This window comes from Butyricicoccus pullicaecorum (genome assembly GCF_002160355.1).
In the GTDB taxonomy this organism is placed as follows: domain Bacteria; phylum Bacillota; class Clostridia; order Oscillospirales; family Butyricicoccaceae; genus Butyricicoccus; species Butyricicoccus pullicaecorum.
Genome location: NZ_NFKK01000011.1, coordinates 68,175 through 87,525 on the forward strand (window position 1 = coordinate 68,175; position 19,351 = coordinate 87,525).

General features: G+C 47.5%; 18 protein-coding genes and 1 tRNA gene. 4 read left to right on the top strand and 15 right to left on the bottom strand.

Annotation, left to right across the window (positions count from 1 at the left end; translation table 11 throughout):
- The first annotated feature begins 194 nt into the window (after positions 1-194).
- Together B5F17_RS09815 and B5F17_RS15320 are read left to right on the top strand one after the other, a co-directional pair.
- Positions 195-270: transfer RNA gene (locus B5F17_RS09815), tRNA-Pro, on the top strand.
- Positions 271-1,273: 1,003 nt separating this feature from the next.
- Positions 1,274-1,612 carry a helix-turn-helix domain-containing protein gene (locus B5F17_RS15320; protein ID WP_341349310.1) on the top strand — a complete coding sequence of 113 codons (339 nt, stop codon included), beginning with the start codon at positions 1,274-1,276 and terminating at the stop codon, positions 1,610-1,612.
- Between the two features lie 361 nt (positions 1,613-1,973).
- On the opposite strand, the gene B5F17_RS09830 is transcribed toward B5F17_RS15320, so the two are convergent.
- The 14 genes from B5F17_RS09830 to B5F17_RS09905 all read right to left on the bottom strand — a co-directional run bounded on the left by B5F17_RS09830 (position 1,974) and on the right by B5F17_RS09905 (position 17,346).
- Positions 1,974-2,615 carry a hypothetical protein gene (locus tag B5F17_RS09830; protein WP_006574940.1) on the bottom strand — a complete coding sequence of 214 codons (642 nt, stop codon included), beginning with the start codon at positions 2,613-2,615 and terminating at the stop codon, positions 1,974-1,976.
- 444 nt (positions 2,616-3,059) lie between these two features.
- The gene (locus B5F17_RS09840) at positions 3,060-4,289 is read right to left on the bottom strand and encodes a tyrosine-type recombinase/integrase (RefSeq protein ID WP_087373466.1); all 1,230 of its coding nucleotides are present in this window, start codon (positions 4,287-4,289) and stop codon (positions 3,060-3,062) included.
- A 55-nt stretch (positions 4,290-4,344) separates the two neighbouring features.
- A complete protein-coding gene (locus B5F17_RS09845) occupies positions 4,345-4,563 on the bottom strand; it encodes a helix-turn-helix domain-containing protein (RefSeq protein WP_087373467.1) in 219 nt (72 codons plus the stop codon).
- A gap of 69 nt (positions 4,564-4,632) precedes the next feature.
- Positions 4,633-6,579, bottom strand: a complete 1,947-nt coding sequence (gene mobP3, locus B5F17_RS09850) for a MobP3 family relaxase (protein ID WP_164470511.1) — start codon at positions 6,577-6,579, stop codon at positions 4,633-4,635.
- The gene (locus B5F17_RS09855) at positions 6,567-6,986 is read right to left on the bottom strand and encodes a hypothetical protein (protein WP_087299081.1); all 420 of its coding nucleotides are present in this window, start codon (positions 6,984-6,986) and stop codon (positions 6,567-6,569) included. Before B5F17_RS09855 ends, mobP3 begins: the two co-directional genes overlap by 13 nt.
- 186 nt (positions 6,987-7,172) lie before the next feature.
- On the bottom strand, positions 7,173-7,718 hold the full coding sequence (locus tag B5F17_RS09860; RefSeq protein WP_087373469.1) for a helix-turn-helix domain-containing protein: 546 nt from the start codon (positions 7,716-7,718) through the stop codon (positions 7,173-7,175).
- Positions 7,715-7,894, bottom strand: coding sequence for a DNA-binding protein (locus tag B5F17_RS09865; RefSeq protein WP_087373471.1), 180 nt, complete (start codon positions 7,892-7,894; stop codon positions 7,715-7,717). The genes B5F17_RS09860 and B5F17_RS09865 overlap by 4 nt, the downstream gene beginning before the upstream one ends.
- A 200-nt stretch (positions 7,895-8,094) precedes the next feature.
- Positions 8,095-8,802, bottom strand: a complete 708-nt coding sequence (locus tag B5F17_RS09870; RefSeq protein ID WP_087373473.1) for a hypothetical protein — start codon at positions 8,800-8,802, stop codon at positions 8,095-8,097.
- A 679-nt stretch (positions 8,803-9,481) separates the two neighbouring features.
- Positions 9,482-11,377, bottom strand: coding sequence for a radical SAM protein (locus B5F17_RS09880; RefSeq protein WP_087373478.1), 1,896 nt, complete (start codon positions 11,375-11,377; stop codon positions 9,482-9,484).
- A 6-nt stretch (positions 11,378-11,383) separates the two neighbouring features.
- Positions 11,384-12,934: an ATP-binding protein gene (locus B5F17_RS09885; protein WP_087373480.1), complete on the bottom strand. Its 1,551-nt coding sequence runs from the start codon at positions 12,932-12,934 to the stop codon at positions 11,384-11,386.
- Positions 12,935-12,944: 10 nt separating this feature from the next.
- Complete coding sequence (locus B5F17_RS09890) at positions 12,945-14,654, bottom strand: ATP-binding protein (protein WP_087373482.1); 1,710 nt, start codon at positions 14,652-14,654, stop codon at positions 12,945-12,947.
- A 14-nt stretch (positions 14,655-14,668) separates the two neighbouring features.
- Positions 14,669-15,838, bottom strand: coding sequence for a DNA double-strand break repair nuclease NurA (locus B5F17_RS09895; protein WP_242968734.1), 1,170 nt, complete (start codon positions 15,836-15,838; stop codon positions 14,669-14,671).
- A gap of 4 nt (positions 15,839-15,842) precedes the next feature.
- A complete protein-coding gene (locus B5F17_RS09900; RefSeq protein WP_087373486.1) occupies positions 15,843-16,748 on the bottom strand; it encodes a nucleotidyl transferase AbiEii/AbiGii toxin family protein in 906 nt (301 codons plus the stop codon).
- The gene (locus tag B5F17_RS09905; protein WP_040647883.1) at positions 16,741-17,346 is read right to left on the bottom strand and encodes a type IV toxin-antitoxin system AbiEi family antitoxin domain-containing protein; all 606 of its coding nucleotides are present in this window, start codon (positions 17,344-17,346) and stop codon (positions 16,741-16,743) included. The genes B5F17_RS09900 and B5F17_RS09905 overlap by 8 nt, the downstream gene beginning before the upstream one ends.
- Before the next feature lie 500 nt (positions 17,347-17,846).
- Between B5F17_RS09905 and B5F17_RS09910 the strand changes: the two genes are divergently transcribed.
- Together B5F17_RS09910 and B5F17_RS09915 are read left to right on the top strand one after the other, a co-directional pair.
- Positions 17,847-18,275 (top strand): RNA polymerase sigma factor, encoded by a 429-nt coding sequence (locus tag B5F17_RS09910; protein WP_242968735.1) that lies wholly within the window; start codon positions 17,847-17,849, stop codon positions 18,273-18,275.
- 37 nt (positions 18,276-18,312) lie between these two features.
- Positions 18,313-18,975: an anti-sigma factor family protein gene (locus tag B5F17_RS09915; protein ID WP_087373488.1), complete on the top strand. Its 663-nt coding sequence runs from the start codon at positions 18,313-18,315 to the stop codon at positions 18,973-18,975.
- Between the two features lie 56 nt (positions 18,976-19,031).
- Here the strand turns inward: B5F17_RS09915 and B5F17_RS09920 are convergent, their stop codons facing one another.
- Complete coding sequence (locus B5F17_RS09920) at positions 19,032-19,346, bottom strand: DUF6809 family protein (RefSeq protein WP_330396594.1); 315 nt, start codon at positions 19,344-19,346, stop codon at positions 19,032-19,034.
- Positions 19,347-19,351 lie beyond the last annotated feature (5 nt).

The window sequence follows — 19,351 nt, forward strand, 5'->3', positions numbered from 1 at the left end:
AGGAAAAGCGCGGAAAAACCCGGGAAATTTTGCACAAATTTCACCTGAGAAACCGACCGCAGGTTTTGGTACTTGACGCATCGCCCGATTGCATGGTAAACTATATAGGCAAATATTTGCCCTTCGAGGTGTAGCGCAGCTGGTAGCGCGCCTGCTTTGGGAGAATACGCCCGGGCCACCCCACAACTTCATATCCGGGTGTAGCGCAGTTGGTAGCGCGCCTGCTTTGGGAGCAGGATGCCGCAGGTTCGAATCCTGTCACTCGGACCACCTTTCTTAGAAAAACCGCCTGTTTAGGCGGTTTTTCTGCGTTTTGAGTTCAGCTTTTGTGGTTTGGAGATTGCTGTTTTGCGGCGGTTCCAAGGGCGGAGATGCGGTGGACACACGAACGAGGATAGCCGCCGAAACCACCAAATCCCTAACCCATCCCTAACGGGGAAACTTCCGCATTTTGCCGTTTCTATCGGTCCCGTTGTCGGCTACTCCTGATCGTATGTCTACGCTGTGTAGGTCGTGAAGCAGGATTTCTCTTGCTATAAGTCAATCTTTGACAATCTTAAATTCAATAGAGCGTCCACCAGTATTCGAACACTTTGCGATACTGGTTGCCCTTCTTCGATAGGTCGAAATACTTACGGACCTTTCGATTGGATCTTCGCTTCAGATACCGTTGACAATTGCTGGACTTCATATACTGAACATGCAGTCCAGAATGAAGTAACGTTCTTAATCTCTCATAGTCTCCCTTGATATACCCCATGTTTGGTGCATACCTGCTGTGCTGAATGAGAAACAGAAGATGGTCTGAGTGCTTGACACATTGGGTACGGCGATATTGGCGGCCGGAACGCCGGCCGCATCCGGGCTCGTTTTTAGTAGATCCCAAGATCTCGGCGATCCGCTTGTTTAACTCTTGCTCTGTCATAAGTCTTCCTGCTCTGTACGGTTCGGGTGATTGGGTTGACCCCGTGCCAGGAGCCACGCTGTTTCGCGTGGTATTCCCGCCAGGCTTTCTTACTGCGTTTGTCCAATGGAACCAACTGCGTCACAGCTGATCATCTCCTTCTTTTTGTCTTGGTGTGAGCACCCCAGAGGGCACAGCACAGCAATCGCTGGCTGATATACGGATGGAACCGAAGATGTTCCGATCGTAGACTCTTCTATAACAATCTCATTACAAATGTCAAAGATCGCTTGCTATTTTAGAGCACATCAGGTATGCTGAAGTACTCCGCTGAGGCGGAGATCATCCTGATGAATGGAGGCGATCCATATGTCCATGATTCAGTTTCCTGTCATCGATCCTGTGGCTACCGGGGCGAATATCTGCCGGCTCCGGAAGGATCGCGGCCTGACAGTCCGAGATCTCCAGCTCTATTTCGGATTTGAGGAGCCGCAAGCCATCTACAAATGGCAGCGGGGCCAGAGCCTTCCCAGTGTAGATAACCTCTATGCACTGAGCGCTTTGCTCCAGGTGCCGATGAACGAGATCATCATCTCCACTTCTCATATCGTTTCTTGGGAGCAGCAGGCAGCCGCCTGCTGCTCAGGTCTTTTTATGGGGAACTTTCTTCAGGTACAGTGGGCATGGCAGAATTTCAAAACCGCTTAGATCCTTATCCGCCTGTGACCATAGGCCTGCCGCGATCCTACTGGACGACTGCAGCCCTTGTGTGAACAAGCGACTTCATAAATAGAATATCACGCCATTATGGCAAGTATCAGAGAAGGATAAGGTCGAATTCTGCTTTTGACAATGGATATGTGTTAGAAATGGCAGTATTTCGGTGGACGAGGATGGAGGCGACTGACGAGCCTTTCACAATGAGTTATGAGCTCATGTTGCATTCATCAGATGCAGTCCATTCTTTGCTGGGGAGTGCGCAGCATCATAATTCATCTGCGCCTGAACCGATCATCACCGCCTATCCATTCTGCCACGCCCACCACACCTGAAGGTGTGGTGGCGGCATTTATGCAGCCGTGCTCTTTTCGATGAAGTCGCTGAGGATATCCTCAAAGCTATCATTCATGTCAAATGGCGGCTCATAGGATACCTCGGTGTTGACCAGACACTTATCCAGGGACATGGAGATCTCGTCGGCCTTCTTGCTGAGCGCCGTAGCCATGCCCCGGATCTTGTTCCGGTCAAAGTCGATGGTGGTGACCTGCGTGGCATCACATCGGTAGGAGACCTGGTTTCCCTCGCCGTTGAATCGGAAGCCGGAGCCTCCGCCGGCAATGGTCTTTTCGCTGTTGCGAAGCATGGCCATGTGGCGGAATACCTCAGCCAGGTCCTGACGCTGCCGGTTCAGGCCCACCTCGCTGTCCATATCCAAATCCAAAGAGTTCTTGGCAGTATGGATAGCCCGACACAATTTCTCCCGCTCCTCCAGCAGGGACATGAGGAAGGCGGCTACCTCGTTGGCATGGCCGGCATACTCACTGGGAGCAGCTTCCTCCACTACAGCATCCTGGGTATCGGACATGACCTTGCTCCGAAGATGTGTGGTCTTGACCTTGACGATATTGCGCCGATCCTCAAGAATGGCAGTGGCCTCACACATCAGAGCTTTCAGCTTATTCTGAAATCGAAATGCATCTTTCATATTCATGGATCATACCTCCTCATATCACTCCCCGGCGGAACGATTCGATGGGTCAAGCATACTCCAAACTCGATCAGTTGTCATTGAACTGCTGGTTGAATATGGACAGTCATGCTTTTTATGCTTGCCTGTGATAAACAAGGAAGTGGACTTTATTGCTACTAATGCAGAGGAGAAACGGTATATCCAAGCGACCGAGTCCATGAATAAGCCGACCACCCGCGAGCGGGAACTGGCTCCACCGCGCATAATCCGGGACAACTACGCGCTTTTGTTATGCCCTCTTTTATGGTGTATGGGTTTATTAAAACCGCCTCCGGGATGAAAACCGGAGACGGCTACATTTGGGTGTCTTATCTCAATGAGATCAAGCATAAGCTGGACTTTTTCGACAAGTTGTGAGTACATCCTTTCCGGATGCATTCTGACTTTCCATATGGAGATCCCCGGTTATCCCACTCTCTCGAACGGGATTACCTTGCACCGGCTCTCCTCCGGCGGGTCAGGCGGCTCTGGTTCCGGTTTGGCCGTGGCCGTTTCCATGAAGCCGCCGATCTTCTCTGCCGCGCCTCTCTGCATATCGTTGGTGATGTGCGTATAGGTGTCGAGCGTAAACCCTGCGCTATAGTGGCCCAGCATGCTGGACAGGGTCTTCACATCTACGCCGCTGGAGAGGGCCATCGTTGCGAAAGTGTGACGCAGATCATGGAAGCGAACACGCTCCTCAATGCCAGCCTTCGCCAGCAGCTTCCGGTTGATCCTGGACACTGCGTCTGGGCTCCAATAGCCGCCGGTGCGGGGCGACGGGAACAGGATGGGATTGTCCGGGTGCTGTTCATGCTCCCGCACCAGAATGTCCACCGCCTGCTGGGACAGTGCCACCTTGCGGACGGAGTTCTTCGTCTTCGGCTCCGTTATCACCAGTTCCCCGTCGATCCGGGTGACCTGCTTGCTCACTGAGAGGATACGATCTTTCACATTCAGGTCATCCCACCGGAGTGCCAGCAGTTCCCCCCGCCGCAGGCCGCTGGATAATTCCAGGAAGAACATGGGCAGGACGCCGTACTTCTCCGCCTCGCTGAGATATACCCCCAGCTTCTCCGACGGGATGATGGCCATCTCCTTTTTCTCCTTGGGTGGGATACGGCAGTTGTCGCAGGGGTTGTAGGGAATGATCCGCTCCTTGACCGCCTGCTTCAGCGCCGAGGAGAGCACCATGTGGATGCGCCGCACCGTGCTTCCAGACAGGGCCGTGTCGGTCTTTTTCTCGAACCGCTGCACCCGCCCATTGGTCTTGGAATCGTTGTACATCTTCTGGATCTGGATGGCAGTGAGCCGTTTGAGTTTTACTCCCCCGATGGCCGGTACAATGTGGTTCTCGATCATGTTCTCATAGGTTTTGGCGGTGTTGGGGCGGATCACAGGCTTGCTGTAGGTTTCAAACCACAGCCGGCACCACCCCGCCACGGTGTAGTCCTCGTCGTGGTTCACCGGGATGCCCCGGTTGTCCCGGATAGCCTTTGCCAGTTTCTCCTTGCATTCGGCCTGCGTCCGGGCGGACACGCTTTTCTGGATGGCGCGGCCGGTGCTTGGGTCGATGCCCTGGGTGTATCTGCCCTCCCAGCGGCCGTTGGGCTTTTTACGGATACTGCCCTCGCCGTTTGCTCGTTTCTTTGCCATTGATCATCCCTCCTTGGCAACACAAACAAATACCACAGAATCTTTGAAATAGCCACTAAAATATTTCCGTCTTTTTGGCCGCCTGATCGTCGATCCACGCCATGAACTTATCACGGGGTACGATGATGCGGCTGCCCAGGGTGATGGTGGGGAAATCCTGCCGGTGGGCGACCTCGTAGGCGTGGGCCAGTCCGATGCCCAGCACATCAGCCACATCCTGCACGGTCAGCATCAGGGGGAGTTCGCTGAAAGAGTTGTACTTGGATCGTTTCATTGGATTCCTTTCTACCCTTCTCGTGGAAGGGATTTTATTCTTTGTTTTGCGGCTCATATTCTGCGCCGCTTACATGGTCATCTCAGGCCACTGCTCCTCATGGTCATCCGGCTTGTGGCCCATCGCAATTTTCTTCTCCTGGATCTTTCGCCTGAGTTTTCGGTCCACCTGCTGGCCCGTCGGGACGGCAGGCGGCACAGAGTTGTCCTGGAAGATCCGGCTCATGTGGTAGAGCAGCTGAGTGACTGCCAGCATCACAGAGGGTGGGCGGAGATTATTTCGCTGCTCCAAAAAGAACTGAGCATACGGATTCCCCTGGGAGGCGGAACGGCTGAACCACACCATCGCCTGAGCCTGGTCTTGCGGAAGTCCCTGTCCCGTCAGGCACAGTTTGCCCAGCATATACTGGGCGTACTGGTTTCCTGCCTCCGCCGATTTGGTAAACCAATCCGCCGCTTTGGAGGTGTCCTTGTTGACGGCGTTTCCCTCCAGATACTCTTTGCCCAGACGGTAAGCGGCAAAGTGACTTCCGTTTTCCGCTGCCTGTTTCAGCCAGCGGATGCCCTCGCCTGGGTCCCGCACCTCCCAATCGTCGGAGAGGAGCAGCTTGCCAAGGGCATACTGTGCTTCAGGCAGGCCCTGTTTCGCTGCCTGAGTGAGCCAGTGTTTGGCCTTGCGGTTGTCCGGGATCAGCAGAGGGCCGTCCCGGTAGAGTTGTCCTATTCGGTATTGCGCATGGGCGTCGCCGCGCTCCGCCACCTGTTTCAACTTCTCTGCCGCCCGGTCACGGTAGTCCAGAGAAATGTCCTCGTTCCAAATGATTCGCCACAGTTCACGGCAGGCATTGGACTCACGACGCGCCGGTTCCGGCTCGTCGTGCTCAGCCAAGTCATCATCCTCGAAGGAGATCTCACCCAGACGGATGTGCTCCGCCTCCTGGATGACAGCGTTTTTGATCTGCCGGAACTCTTTCTCCTGGGACAGCTTTCTTCGTTCTCTGGGTTTGTCGTGGTAGTAACTCTCCACCTCGCCCTGGAGCCTGCACCACCGGTCGTAGCACTCACGCACTACCGGTAGCTCCTCCAGCTTGTCCACTACCTCGTCCACGGTTTTCTTCACGGACTTGGGAAGGTAGCCATAGGATTTTTTGCCCTTGACCGTTTCCAGTTGTCCGGCCAGTTGCTCCATTTTCTGCTCAATCTCAGGAGCCGTACAGATGTTTCGTGTCATCTCCTGGGTGAGCTGCCGGATTGCGCGGCGGGCCTCCCGCACCAGTTCATCTCTCGACTGTGACTTCTGTTCGTAGGTGTGGAGCATCTCCTGTTTGAAGATCTGATTGGTGAGCCCAGATTTGATGTTGCGGATACCATCCCGCGTAAGATATGCCTCACCTGGTACGGTCGACCACGCCATCATGTGAACATGGGGATGCTTTCCCTCGTCATGGAAAGCAGCATACCAGCGGAAGTGGTTCGGTTGGATATTCATGGCGGCGGCGATTTCATTGCGATTGGCTCGGAGCAGGTTCCGCCACGCTTTGGCATTGTCATAGCCAAGACGCGCAGCGTCCTCACGCTTCAGTGAGAGGATATGCGTCCACACATTGCCGTTGTACTGATCCAGTTCCTGCATGGCCTGCTCCAAGTCCACAGCATCTTCATCACCAAAGAGCCCGTGATCACCAAGCCGTTCCGCACGAGGCCGAGTAGCGATGTACTTCATGTAGCCGTCTGACTGCTGCACTTGAAACCAGTTCTCCTCCAGTGCTCGGGTGATAAAGACAGAGGCATTGGCCTTGGTGGGCTTGTCTTTGTAATCGGAATACTCACCCAGCTCCTTGGCCTCCGGGAAATCCTTTGTCAGTTTGGAGATGAGTTGCTCCTGCTTTCGAGTGGGCGGACGGTCATCCGGGAGGATCTCTACCCGTTCCCGCGTGCCGATGTACCGCAGATAGCCGCTGACCAAACTGCCGCCTCCGCACTTGAGATAAGGGCTTTTCACGATCAATCCTGCCACTCATCGTCCTCCTCCCAAGCATCACGCACCCGTTGCTCCAGCGAGATGCGGCCATTGGTTTTCCGCACATTTTGAACGCTCTCCGCCCGCCGTCGGCGTAGATCTTCGCTGCTGAACTGATACGCGTCGGCGAGGATACCGGCCACCATGTCCTGCTCCACCGCCTGCCGGAAGGCGATGGAGGACAGCCGCTCCTCCAGCTGTCCCATCCTTCCGTCCAGGTAGGACTTGATGGAGGTGGGGAGAAACAGTCCGGCGCTGTTGGCACTGAGGTAGTCCAGATAAAAGTCCACCGCCCGCTCAATGAAGGCGGTGATACTCCGGCTCCCGTCCTCCTGATACCGGCGCTCCAGGATGGCCTTTTTCTCCGGCGACAGGTAGAGTGGGAATTTCTCTTTTTTGCTCATGTTGGCTCCTTTCCGGGGGTTGACCCCTGTTTTTTCCTTGTGGGAGTAGGCTTTCGGGGATTGCGACCGCAGAGATGATGTCACAGCCCGGATTTTGACCCCATTTCCAATCCCCGCAAAAGCCCCCGCAACTGCCCGCACTGCGGGCAGAGGTGCTTCTGACGGGGGAGCTTGCGACCCCGTCGTTTATCCTGCTTTTTCTTTCGTCCTCGGAGGCACCTCCGAAAGTGGGCCAAATTGGGCCTCTAACCTCGGATCGGCACTGGGACTCGCTTCCGCTCCAAAAGGCGCACACAGGGCGTTCTGGGTGCTTTCATGGGCCAATTCTGCGAGGCGTTCCGCAGCCCTCTGGCGGGCGGTGTCCTCCTCCAACTGCTGGAACTGCCGCTCGTAGAACAATTCGATTGCCGCCTGAATCGGACGGATGGTGTAGAACAGATTCCCGTTGAGGGGCCTGCCGTCTTTGCTCCGCACCATAGTCGGCTCGGTGCGGATGAGACCTTTCTCCTCCAGGCTGCGCACATACTTACTCACGGTGTTCTCACTCATACCCAGCGCCTTGCCGATGGTCTTGTAGCTGGGGTAGCACTGGTAGGTTTCTCTGTCCTCGATGCTCAGCAGATAGCAGTAGATGGAGATCTCCGGGTAACTGAGACCGATGTGAAATACTTCATTGGGGACCTTGAAATAGTTTTTGTCGGGATCTCGTTTGGGCCACTGATGGAACTTCATATAGCACCTCCCATATGCTCCTCCAGCCACTGAATGCGATTTTCTTTCGACACCACCATGGGGCTGCCCACGCGCAGCACTGGGAAATCCAGTTGGTGCATCAGTTCATACCCACTGGACGGTGATACGCCCAGCACCTTCACCTCACCGTAGTTCTTGTAGACAGATTCTCTCATGTTGACCATCTCCTTCTCAAAACTCCCTCTACTTCTTTAGCCGAGAACATTTGCGTGTGACATAGATTTGACATAGCTTTTGGATGGCGTCCAAGTTACCTCTCTACTTGTATTGGGGAAATCACATCCTATTGACATACATTTGACAGAAAAACGGAGCGTCTGCTTTGTAGCAGGCGCTCCGTTTGAGGTTGGATTATTTACTTTTGTGCTGGTTTCAGCAGTCGGCATGTTCCCTCCGCCTCGTCTCGCTCTTTCAGCAGAGAGGCCAGAGCAGAGAAGAATTTCTTTTGCTGATAGTCCACGCTGCCACGGTTCAGCTGATGGGCTTCCGCATACTTGCGAATGGACAGGCCATCCACGAACCGCTCCTGGAAATAGCCCTGGTATGTAACCAGCACCGTTTTCAGGACATTGTCCAGAAACTGCAGATCTTCTTTCAGTTTGGCAAAGTCACTTTTGGTGATGGCGGCAAATCTCTTTTCCTTCACGCAGAGGCGATATTTGTTCCGGTCGAAGTTGTAGTGCTTGCAGAGATCTTTTGCGTATGCGTAGTAGGTAAGAGACTGCTGGTACTCGCGGGAGTCGTATGCTTCATCCGGCTGTGGTCGCTGCCGTTTACGAACCGGTCCCCGAAATCCCTCTTCCTCCAGCTGCTCTATGGCTTCCCCTGAGATCTTCATGTTGAGCAGCCGCTTATACTTGGCTTTCCGCTCACCGTTCACTTCCACAAAGGCACAGAAGGACTTTTTGCTGGAGGTGTAGTATCTGGGGACAGCCGCAAAAGGGTAGGTGGTCCAGATGACACTTTCCTCGCCGGTGTCGGCGTCGGTGGCCAGAGAGATTACATAGACCACCTTGCCGTCGTACCGCCGGTAGTACCCGGCACGGATTTTTCTTTCTGACATCTGGTCACCTCCCATTTGTTTTTCTGCCCTCAGTATAATAGTGCATAGGAATTCTGTAAATAGCGGAAGTTTTATTCCGTGGAGTAGTGTGCCGATTTGCATTGGATATACTCTGTGAACTCAGATGCCGTTATTCCATAACCCAGAAGCGTTTTTCCAGTAGAAGTGCGCAATACGATTTACAACGATATACACTGGTTGGACCGGGCGGCATACCTGCCGGAATGCTCTAAGGAAAATCTGCTGAATTCTTGGTACAGGATAAGCAATGCTCCTTCTGGAATATCTGGGACATCTGCAAGTACGCTCTGCGGCAATTTCGGAGCAAGGTCACCAGACGTGAAGGCAACGGCGATCTGAACACGATCTTGAGTGTTCTGGTCATCTATATATCCATCTTGGATGTCATCACTTTGGCTGGAAGGTATCTTGTGCTACTTTACCCTTGGGTAGAATATACGGAAAAAGAAATTATTTTATAGCTTTCACAAATACTGGTCAGACCATCTGGAACAGACTGTTTTATTTTCAGCCGTTCCCCGCAAATATTGCAGACTATGTTGCTATTGTATGATTGGTGATCCTCTCATTCCTTGGGCAATGACAACATGAATTGTGCTTAATAGACAACGGCGGCAAAGAACCCCTCTGCCGCCATTGTTTCGCTTATCCTTTTGAGTTAGTTGGTTTCTGCATCATCACGAGTTATCTTATAGTAGTTCAAAACTGTGTTAATTTCCTCGTCGTTGCATTCATAATCGCCCTCTTTGAATTTGTTAAGGGCAATAATCGCTTTTGCTTTGAGTAGTTTCTCTTCAGGTAATGCCGAAAACTTCAGCCACCACTCAGTTGTTAGATCGCAGTCATGTTTCGTTACCGTCGTATATCGGTGAGCCATCCTTGCTCTCAAATCGGCATCATAAATTCTCCGATAGATGATGAATGTCTCTGGCATCCATAGGATTTTCATAAACTCATCAATATCTCTGCCAAATGCCTCTTCAAAAAATTCTGTTCCTCGACCAATCTTACCTTTTGTCGAGTTAAGGACAGCTTGGACTGCACGGATGAATTTTCTGTTCCAATGCTTCCCAATAAAATCTCGGTTCATAAAAAATTCCTTGTCATTTATCGGATGATACTTCATCGGAAAAGAATAAATGTTTGCACCTAATTCATCACACAAATCCACATTCATTCTCAAACGGTAGTACAACTCCTCGGGCTTATCCTCAAAGTTATACAAGAGATAATTTGAAAGATTTTTTATGCCACTGCCTACGGCCGTGCGAACGGATTGCTCGTAAACATCTTTTAATTCCCAATGGTCGAACGCTATACGAAGCGGATAGATATTTACTTCAGCCAACTTATCCATATTGGCTTTGGTAATGAGCCGAGAGTCAATTCCCTGATTGAAATCCACAATACGTTTACGCTTGGTCGGTTTATGTGTTTTTTCATATAAAGGACGCACATACTCGTCTAATCCCAAAATATTCTCTTTTGATGCGGAATAATAGTTTAGACAATGTGCTTGTTCCAAACGCATATACAACTCTGTTCTCTCTGCATCATCCTTTAGCTTATCAATAATCTCTTTGTAAATACGAATAGCTTTTCTGATATATGCTCTGTCATTATAAGAATCCCGTAGATTATTGATAGTGATTTCGTATTCATTAGGAGGAGTATACATCGCACCTACGCCAAATCCGCAATCTTTGATTTCATCAATTATTTGGTCATAGCATTTTGATGCCAAAACATTATTGTCAAGAAGGAGCAAATCCTTTCTTGCTCCGAATCGCTTATTTGTGTGTTCAATTCTTTTCTTTAGCTCGATATAATCACAATACTGCGGCTCTAATTTAGGTACAGCACAGAAACTGCACTTGTTTACACAGCCTCTCGTCATATAAGCAAAATATGCGTTATTGGCCGGATATATATAATCAATCTCTTCCAGAATAGAATAATCTAAAGGCAGCTCATCGATAATCAACTCGTTTCCAGGATCAATGTCCCCAGGATGGTTAAGCAGTCCAACAAAGGGGTGTATTCCCGTTGCTTCGTAGACTTCATCCGGCAAAATGGATGACATTATTCCTCCCACCATTACATCGGTTTCGTTTTTGCACAGCTGTTTTGCAAAGTTGATTGTTTTGATAGTGATATCCCAGTAAAATGTAAAAAGTGTTGTAATGCCTACTTTATCGAATCTCGGCTTGGTAAAATATTCTTTCTTTTTATACTTGTTACGGTACTCTTTTACAACCTCCAATACAAGCTCATCTGAAAAAATATCATCATTTTCCAGAATAGCGTATTTGCCAAGTTTTATAAACTTAGACAAAGTCGGATAGTAGTCCTTCCAGAACACATCTGGGAAAACAACGGATAAGTGGCTAATTAAATCCTCACAAATCAGATCTACGGCAAGCATACGCATATCGCCTTTATAAAACCGCACATCATCCCCGACCATACGATAGTAAGTTGCCAGTTTCATTAATCCAATTGGTGGGTATTTATTTTTGTAGTTCGGTTCGATGAGCAAAACTTTTCTGTTCATAGGGTGTTATCTCATTTCTTCTTTGATTTTCTCTATAATTTGTTCCGCAATATCCTTCGGTGCAACTTCGGTGATAATCGACAATATCTTGCTTACTATTTTCCTCTCACTTCTTGATAGCTTAGACATGCCACTTGTCACATATGTTTTTTTCTTATCATCCTCAGCGGTAATAGTAGTCTGTTCAGCCTCTTTCTTCAGCTTTTCAGCACCGTATTTTCGTCCGATACTTTTACGAACTTCAGACAGAGGGGAGTCTATATTGCCGGTCTCCAACTTATCCAACCGTTTGCGGGCCTCTTCAGCGTTTTTCTTCGCCTTGTCAATATCAAACTGAAGTTTCTGACGTTCTTCTTCGCTTATAAAGCCATGTTCTTTCTCTTTCTTTTTGTACTCTGAAACTTTTGCCAGATATTCTTCTTGCCGCTTATAATCATTCTTCACTCTGTTTGCTTCATAGTAAAGTTTATGAAGCACATCATAGAAGTACTCTCGCAGCAGGTCTTCAAACAACACACGAGTTTCGTTTTCATTGAAATAATCACGCTGAGAGTTGGGAATCAGGTTTTTACTAACGGCAAAAACTTCACCCACGAAATAGTAATTTCCTCGATGCTCTTTGAACAAATCCTGCAGGGTATCATCATTACCTAACTGGATGTTGGAACTCCTTAAACGCAGCCCTCTCATGGTGTTTACTTTCGGTATCTGCTTTTCAAATCTGGAAAGGCCCACCCACATCCAGGCAATTAATTTCCCGTCTGCACTGCGGAAGTCCTTAAATTCCAATCGAGAGATCTCATCATAGTTTTTTAGAGTTGCTCCGCTCTGCTCCTTGAGCTTAGTCGTGTATTCCTTGAATATTTGATATCCGTTCACCCGTACACAATACTCATCAATTTTATATCCAAGGTCCTTAGCATAGGAGTAGATATGACTCCGTAGAATAAATGTGTTCCTATAGGGTACTGGAATAACAAAACTGAGATATTCTCGTACTCTCTTTTCATTAAGAAGGTCTGTATTTTCCTTGTTGATGTCAAACATCTCTACTTCGAAGTAATGTTCTTCTGGCTTTTCTTCGTCGGTAGAGTAGGTTATAATTGCATCCCAAATTTCATCAAGGGTATACTTCTTGTTCTCCACAAGCATGGCTCGCATCTTTTGGGCGTTACAGGTCATAATTGATTTTACATTTTCGCCAAGATAACTTGTGGTAAACTTTAAAGTTTTGCAGTATGCCAGGCCACAAAGCCTACCAATACCACGAAAACCTTTATTTTTGCCAATTTCCTTATTGCTGTTTGCAATATCTCCAACATCTCCGATGAAATTTTCAGCTTTTACACCGGTTGCATTATCCTTAATACTGATGTATCGCTTCTTTGTATCCGCGAAGATATCCACACTACCTTCACCGGGAGACAAAATGCCTAATGTAATGGCGAGATCAATTTGATCACACGCATTCTGAATATATTCACGAAAGATGACCTTGGAATCAGAGTACATACCCGTTGTAAGGTTATCGAGTATATTTTTACCTACTGTTACCATAAAGATCTCCTCATTTGAACTGTTTATATATCGGCTTCGGGAACTTAATATTCAGTAAAGAACGAAAAATAGGGTTCTGGATAATATATTCTCCCTGTTTCAAGCGGGTCATCATTGTCTTGTAAACAGAAGGAATACTCTTATAATCGCTTTTTGTTACTTCAATCGAATTTGTCCGACCGTAGGCGTGCGTTGAGCAGTTACCGGTAACTCGATCATGAATGGCACTTCTAAATTGCTCAGCAGCAAACAATACCACACCAAGAGAGCGCCCCCTCTCAGCTACATCCAGAACCTGCCGTAAAATAGGAGAATTCTTCGGCGTTTCTTTGGATGCGTATTTATTAAGCTCGTCAATAAAAATAACGATTCTTGCCGGCGGATTAACACCTTCTTCGCCAGCATATTGTCCTAACTGCAGATCGTAAATAGTTCGGATAGCATCACCAAATACATATGCTTGCTTATCTTCGGACAGTTTTGCAATATCAATTACATGAACCTCATTCTTTTTGATATATTTTAGTGCATCGCCAATACGGGTTTCCCCATCTTCTTCACGAATATCCCTTGCAAAAATCTTATTATCCGTAATACTCTTATTGATAATTCTGTAAAATTTGCGCCAACTCGCAACCGGAATCTCTTTGTCTTTTCCGGCATTCTCAGTGGAGCATTTCTTTTTTATTGCCTCAAGAAATCCTTGCCAGTCACTCACCTGGTTAAAATCACCTTGCCCTGACATAATGTAGCTAATAATTGCTTCCATTGTCTGCGTAGAGTCATCAATGTTGGCAAACATCAGGTCGAGATTTTCTTTGTCGTACTTGTAGATGTATTTGAATTTCTTCGCTTTTTTCTTCTTGATATTATCTTCAACCTCTTCTGGCGTCATATAGGTATTCCAATGCCGTGTTTTCGGAATAGAATAAGGATAATAATAGTGGACATTCTTGAACGGTTCTGGAGCCAACTTCAATTTCTCGTACTTCTCAAAAGTGTCTTTTCTGGCAGCTTCCGGATTTTGTTCATCCGCAAAGTCATTGATCTGATCAATGGCAAGCAAGTCCTTACCTTTAACATTAAACAAAACAAATGCTACGCTGTCTTCATCCTCGTTCTTTGGATCTTTCTTCATATAACTATCTTGAATTGCTTTAAGTAAAAACATAGCATACGATGTTTTAGAAGCAAGACCAGAGATACCGGAAATGTTTAGATGAGCGCCTTCTGGGCCGATAATGAATTTGGAATTTAGACTAACAGGAAGTGTTACCTTTTCGCAGTCTTTGGTTCCCTCATACATTTCAAGATATCCGCACACCAGCGGATTGCGAATATCATTCAAGCCAAGAGCATATTCGATTTCTTCGGCGGTTGCCAACATTACCTTTGCATTACTCTGCAAAGGAATATAAATATTATTTGTGTTACAAACCACCTTGGCCGTGACATAGTTCATTCCAACACGAAGTGTGTTTTCTTCTGCATTGACATCGCCAAAATCGCTGGAAATAAAATTTGTTAAAAAGCTGGCAGCATCCGTAATATGGGCTATATCTTCGATGACACCATAAGAATACGAATTGTTGACATGCTGCACCTTAACAATGTCAAAGGGATTCAAAATAAGCTGGGGGTCGGTCCAAAATGTAAAATCATCAATAGTTGTCGGCCTTTTTTCTGTAGCCAGCACACGGCCTATAACATTATTTCCCATATATTCTCTCCTCCTCAAAAAAGGTGCAGAAACATTTCTGTGCTGATATATTTGCTTTTAACATAGGTTTCCGTTAAAAATACAGGATACAAATGGTTTGCCCATCTGCGATCCGTACCATAGCATGTCGGGTTTCGCTCGTTAATGATATTCGCGGAAATTAGGTCAACGACATCGCTATCAATCCCAGTTTCAACTTCCTCATCCATCATTATTTTTTCAACTTTTACAACTCCATCAAAAGGTGTCTGCGTTCTCTTTTTGTCACGCAAGCGGATATACCAAACGCCGAATTGAACATCGCCTAAAAACTCTCGGTTCTCGTATCTCGCAACAGGAGTTCTATGATAAACAGGCAAATCAGCAATATAGTTTGAATTTGGTTTCCCAGTATGGTCGAGACAGCTCTCCGGGTTAAAAGATTTTGAAACGCCAATTACCCAACTATAATTATGTTTAATTTTCTGCAAAGTCCGCAGGTCTTCTCTGCCTGTTTTCATAATCTTATATTCAAGAGAACCATCTTTCAATAAATAGGCATCCTGGCCAAGGCGTTTATCTTTAACCAGTTCAGCAACCATCCTTTTTTCCGCTTCGACCATATAGTCCTGTACTGCTGCAACCGCCAAAGTATCAAGTTTAGAATCAACAGTTCCTGCTTTGGCAGTCGAATACGGAAGAATTGCAGAAAATTTCAATCCTAACCGTTTCAATTCCTCACTTTCATTGATTTTCGCAACCTTTGATGCAAAGTACGCTGTGTCATTCCATCCGTCTGCATTTGCCTTATCAGGGAGTGCTAACACAAGTTCTCGATAAAATCGTTCCTTGTGCATATGTTTATTCTCACGCTTACAACATCCAATGCCAATTTGACCTGCAACAACCGGGAATACTTGCTTGTTATAAGCAATATCATCGACCTTAAAAACATGGCGTGAACCATCAAGGAAATATTTAAGAAGTGGGGGTTCTCCTATCTCTTGGAGTTGATCAGCTAACGGTTTTAAATCAATAGGTCTCTTTGGAGATCCAGTTTCAGCAGAATCTTTCCACTTCATAATTTTATTGGGGTCGTCATCATAGTCTATGGAAGGCAAACCAATAGAATCGTAGCTATATTTGTATGTATGGTAGCTCTTCCCCTTGGTTTCCTTTGCGATAATCTCCATTATCTTAGCCATCGTACTATCCCCTTTGCCGCCATTCATTTGTGGTCGCAACCCATTCTCGATTAAAAGCATCCTTGTTAACTATTGCTGCGATTGGTTTAGTCAGGAAGGCTCTGATTGTACGCAGAACGGTACTATAACTATCCGCTTTCGTATCAATTTTGCGACAAAATGCTTTCCACTTTTTCTGCATAGCTTCGTCATTCTCGAAAGCCATCACTTGTTCGAATTGCTCGACGGTGAATACATGCCCACGATTTTCAAAGGTTTTTCTCAAAGCTTCGGTCAGGATCGCACCGTCAAAGTCGAATTTGTTTGCGAGATAATAGATGTCATAGTAGTCCTTCATTCGGCTCGAGAACTCCATCAGATTGAGAATGGCATCTATTTTTTCAGCAATAGTTGTTTCAAGAGAATATGTGTTTACCATAGGGGCTGCAAAACCCTCCAACTGGGTCGGAATCCTGCGCTTTTCCTCACTTGGCACAATGACATCTCCCACACCAAAGTCGATGCTGAATGGAGTTTTGGTATTCTTAATCCTTGCGACTAAGGAAGTGCCAATACCAGCATATTTTTTTGCCACAGCAATAGGCGCAATATTTGTGATTTCAAATGTCACAAAATCATTACCAGTAGGTGTAGCTATGATCTCTTCCAGAACTTTTTTCAGTTTTTCCGGGGTATTCGGAACTTTTCTGAGCAGAAAATCCACATCCACGGTCACACGGCTGTCAAAGTCGGTAATGGAATAGATAAACAGTCCACCTTTCAGAACAAGGTTTTCTGCATATTGGGACTTCTCCAATCGGCGGAGAAATTCTTCCTGGCAGAAAAGCTGCAGGCAAAGCTGATAACTTCTCCCGGTTTCCTTGCCTTTATTCTTTAACCGTGCCAGCACGGACGCAGCAGCATCAGCCATTCAGTAGCACCTCCATCAACTCAGTAACCTTTTTGTGTACTCTTAGCTTCTTTGCGTATTTTGAAAGGTTTCTCAGTTCTTTTTGAGGATCATTCGCATAGGCATTCAATGCCTTATTGAAGATTTCATTGTCCAGTCTTGAACGATATTTGAAGCAATCACAAATTGTACGCTCTCGATCATATATAGGAAGGATGATGCCGTTAAAATCGGCAGTTGTTTTGCCCAGTTCATATATCTCTGGTTGTACATAGTAAGTCTGCAATGTCAGTGCATCTATATCCAGTTTTGTTCGGGACATGGATCTCGGAACAGCAATTGACCATTTCCGAGGCGCAAAGTCACTATAGCCATAATAAAAAAGAGCCGATTCCACACAAATAATTGCCTTTGGGATAAGTGTTGCGAGGAGTTGTTCTTCAGAAGATGTGTCCCCACCGGCAAGTTGATAGTATCCATGTCGAATACGTTCAAGGTATCCGGTGTTACAAAGATTCACAACATCAACAGCAGGTATTCCAGCTGCAACAAAATCTGATGTTTTTGCAATACCGCCCTTTTCTATAATTACCTGTTTTGAAAGTGTTTTCTTATCCACGTATTCACCAACTTTTTACTAAAAACCACGCACACTCAATCCGTCTTTGTGCTTATATTTTATTATAACATTCAAATCGAATTAATCAATAATTTCACACACAACTTTCTAATTTCTGTGTGTTAAATTTTAATTCTGGATTCCGGCACTCGGCGTTTACCGAAAAATATATAAAAGTGTGATTATAGTCACAAAATTATTAATTATTGTGTGATACAGCCAAGAAATAAAAACAAGACCCATCACCTCGTTATTCTTAACCAGCCTTCGGTCTTGTTTCATATTTTCATTATTCCAGCATAAACCTGCAATCTGCGCAATTCTCATAAGTCAAGTATAATTGCTCTTGTTTATTGTAAATGGTAGGACTGCTTGCTTTATTGCTCACTTTTGAAAAACGGGCAATAAAGTTGTTCTCTCCAGAAAATAAAAAGGCAGTACCAATTTTGTAATAACCCGCATTGATATGCGTCATATAGGCAGAAAGCGAGGTGGTGTGGATGGATTTCGATCAGCTGTACAAGGAGCAGTTCCCCGTGGTGTACCGCTATCTGACAGGACTCTGCGGAAACCAGGCGCTGGCAGAGGAATTGACCCAGGAGACCTTCTGTCGTGCCATTGAACACAGCGCCTCCTTTCAAGGAAAATGCCGGCTGTCCGTATGGCTGTGCCAAATTGGGAAGAACTGTTGGCTCTCCTACTTGAGAAAGGCAAAACGGCAGGCCGGAGATGAGGCCCTGGAGCAGATGCCTTCCCCTCAGAATGTAGAAGAGGATCTGCTCATCCAGGAAAATGCCCGCCAGATCCATCAGCGGCTCCATGCTCTGCCAGAGCCATACCGGGAGGTGTTTACCCTGCGGGTCTTTGCGGAACTACCCTATACGCAGGTCGGCGAATTGTTCGGCAAATCTGAAACTGGGCCAGAGTGACTTATTATCGTGCGAAACAGAAAATCAAGGAGGGATTATGATGAAATGTGATATCATCTTCGACCTGCTGCCCCTGTACTGCGACGGGCTGTGCAGCGAGGCCAGCAAGCAGGAGATCGAAGCCCATGTGGCACAATGCCAGGAATGCCGCGCCTGTTTGGCGGAAATGAAGGAGGATGCTCCCGTCCCCTCGCTCTCTCAGGAGTCGGAAACGGAAGCCCGTGTTCTTCAGGGAGTGAAGAAGAAGTTTTCCCGTGGGCGTCGGCGGGCGGTCCTGATCGCCGTGGCGGTCATGCTGATCTTCTCCATTGTTTTGGCGGGTGCGGCCGATGTTCCGCAGCCGATATCCTATACGGACGGTCTGGTGACGGCAGAGCTTGCGGTGGATGAGGTGATCGACCTCTACTATCACGGCGGAAGCTACGATTCTTTCCACGGCTTCAGCCGGGAGATGAACGGACGGAATGCTGTTTTCCTCTATTTTGACCGCACCCTTCGCTCAGATGTGATGCCGGATCGTGAGGGACATTTGTGCATCGGCAACGGTCTGCTGACCGACTTTGAGACAGCTACCTATCAAGTAGATCGGCAGGTGGATGCGGTCTACTATTTGGTGGGAGATTATCTGGAACTCCCCGGTCTGGCGCAGGCCGAATTTGAGCAGGCTGTGGCGGATGCGGTCCTTCTGTGGGAACGCTGAACCAAGCCTACAAGCAGAATGCCTGGGCAGCTTTTCGAGGGCTGCCCAGGCTCATTTTATATTTCGTCTTCCCATACACAACGAGCGCCCGTTCTCCTGGTCCGATAGGAGAATGAGCGCTCGTTTTCGTCATTTTGCAGTTCTATTGAGAGCCTCCACGCCAGTTCAAAGCCAGTAATAAAACTGTCGAGGGAGGTCTGTTCTATGATCAAGTTCTGGGCATCAATGATTCGTAGCACCAGCTTGCGTTCCGGCTTTGCCAGCGCCTCGATCAATGCTTTGTGGCACTCCTCCACTTCGTTCTCCTGTTCGTCAAGCTCCGGGCGGACATAAAAGTAATCATACAGCTCTTTGAGCAGTTTGTTTTCCATCGTCA

What these genes read in the sequence shown, in the direction of transcription:
- B5F17_RS15320 (WP_341349310.1), top strand. Translation starts at nt 1,274, where the DNA reads ATGTCCATGATTCAGTTTCCTGTCATCGATCCTGTGGCTACCGGGGCG.
- B5F17_RS09830 (WP_006574940.1), bottom strand. Translation starts at nt 2,615, where the DNA reads ATGAATATGAAAGATGCATTTCGATTTCAGAATAAGCTGAAAGCTCTG.
- B5F17_RS09840 (WP_087373466.1), bottom strand. Translation starts at nt 4,289, where the DNA reads ATGGCAAAGAAACGAGCAAACGGCGAGGGCAGTATCCGTAAAAAGCCC.
- B5F17_RS09845 (WP_087373467.1), bottom strand. Translation starts at nt 4,563, where the DNA reads ATGAAACGATCCAAGTACAACTCTTTCAGCGAACTCCCCCTGATGCTG.
- B5F17_RS09855 (WP_087299081.1), bottom strand. Translation starts at nt 6,986, where the DNA reads ATGAGCAAAAAAGAGAAATTCCCACTCTACCTGTCGCCGGAGAAAAAG.
- B5F17_RS09860 (WP_087373469.1), bottom strand. Translation starts at nt 7,718, where the DNA reads ATGAAGTTCCATCAGTGGCCCAAACGAGATCCCGACAAAAACTATTTC.
- B5F17_RS09865 (WP_087373471.1), bottom strand. Translation starts at nt 7,894, where the DNA reads ATGAGAGAATCTGTCTACAAGAACTACGGTGAGGTGAAGGTGCTGGGC.
- B5F17_RS09870 (WP_087373473.1), bottom strand. Translation starts at nt 8,802, where the DNA reads ATGTCAGAAAGAAAAATCCGTGCCGGGTACTACCGGCGGTACGACGGC.
- B5F17_RS09880 (WP_087373478.1), bottom strand. Translation starts at nt 11,377, where the DNA reads ATGAACAGAAAAGTTTTGCTCATCGAACCGAACTACAAAAATAAATAC.
- B5F17_RS09885 (WP_087373480.1), bottom strand. Translation starts at nt 12,934, where the DNA reads ATGGTAACAGTAGGTAAAAATATACTCGATAACCTTACAACGGGTATG.
- B5F17_RS09890 (WP_087373482.1), bottom strand. Translation starts at nt 14,654, where the DNA reads ATGGGAAATAATGTTATAGGCCGTGTGCTGGCTACAGAAAAAAGGCCG.
- B5F17_RS09895 (WP_242968734.1), bottom strand. Translation starts at nt 15,838, where the DNA reads ATGGCTAAGATAATGGAGATTATCGCAAAGGAAACCAAGGGGAAGAGC.
- B5F17_RS09900 (WP_087373486.1), bottom strand. Translation starts at nt 16,748, where the DNA reads ATGGCTGATGCTGCTGCGTCCGTGCTGGCACGGTTAAAGAATAAAGGC.
- B5F17_RS09910 (WP_242968735.1), top strand. Translation starts at nt 17,847, where the DNA reads ATGGATTTCGATCAGCTGTACAAGGAGCAGTTCCCCGTGGTGTACCGC.
- B5F17_RS09915 (WP_087373488.1), top strand. Translation starts at nt 18,313, where the DNA reads ATGATGAAATGTGATATCATCTTCGACCTGCTGCCCCTGTACTGCGAC.
- B5F17_RS09920 (WP_330396594.1), bottom strand. Translation starts at nt 19,346, where the DNA reads ATGGAAAACAAACTGCTCAAAGAGCTGTATGATTACTTTTATGTCCGC.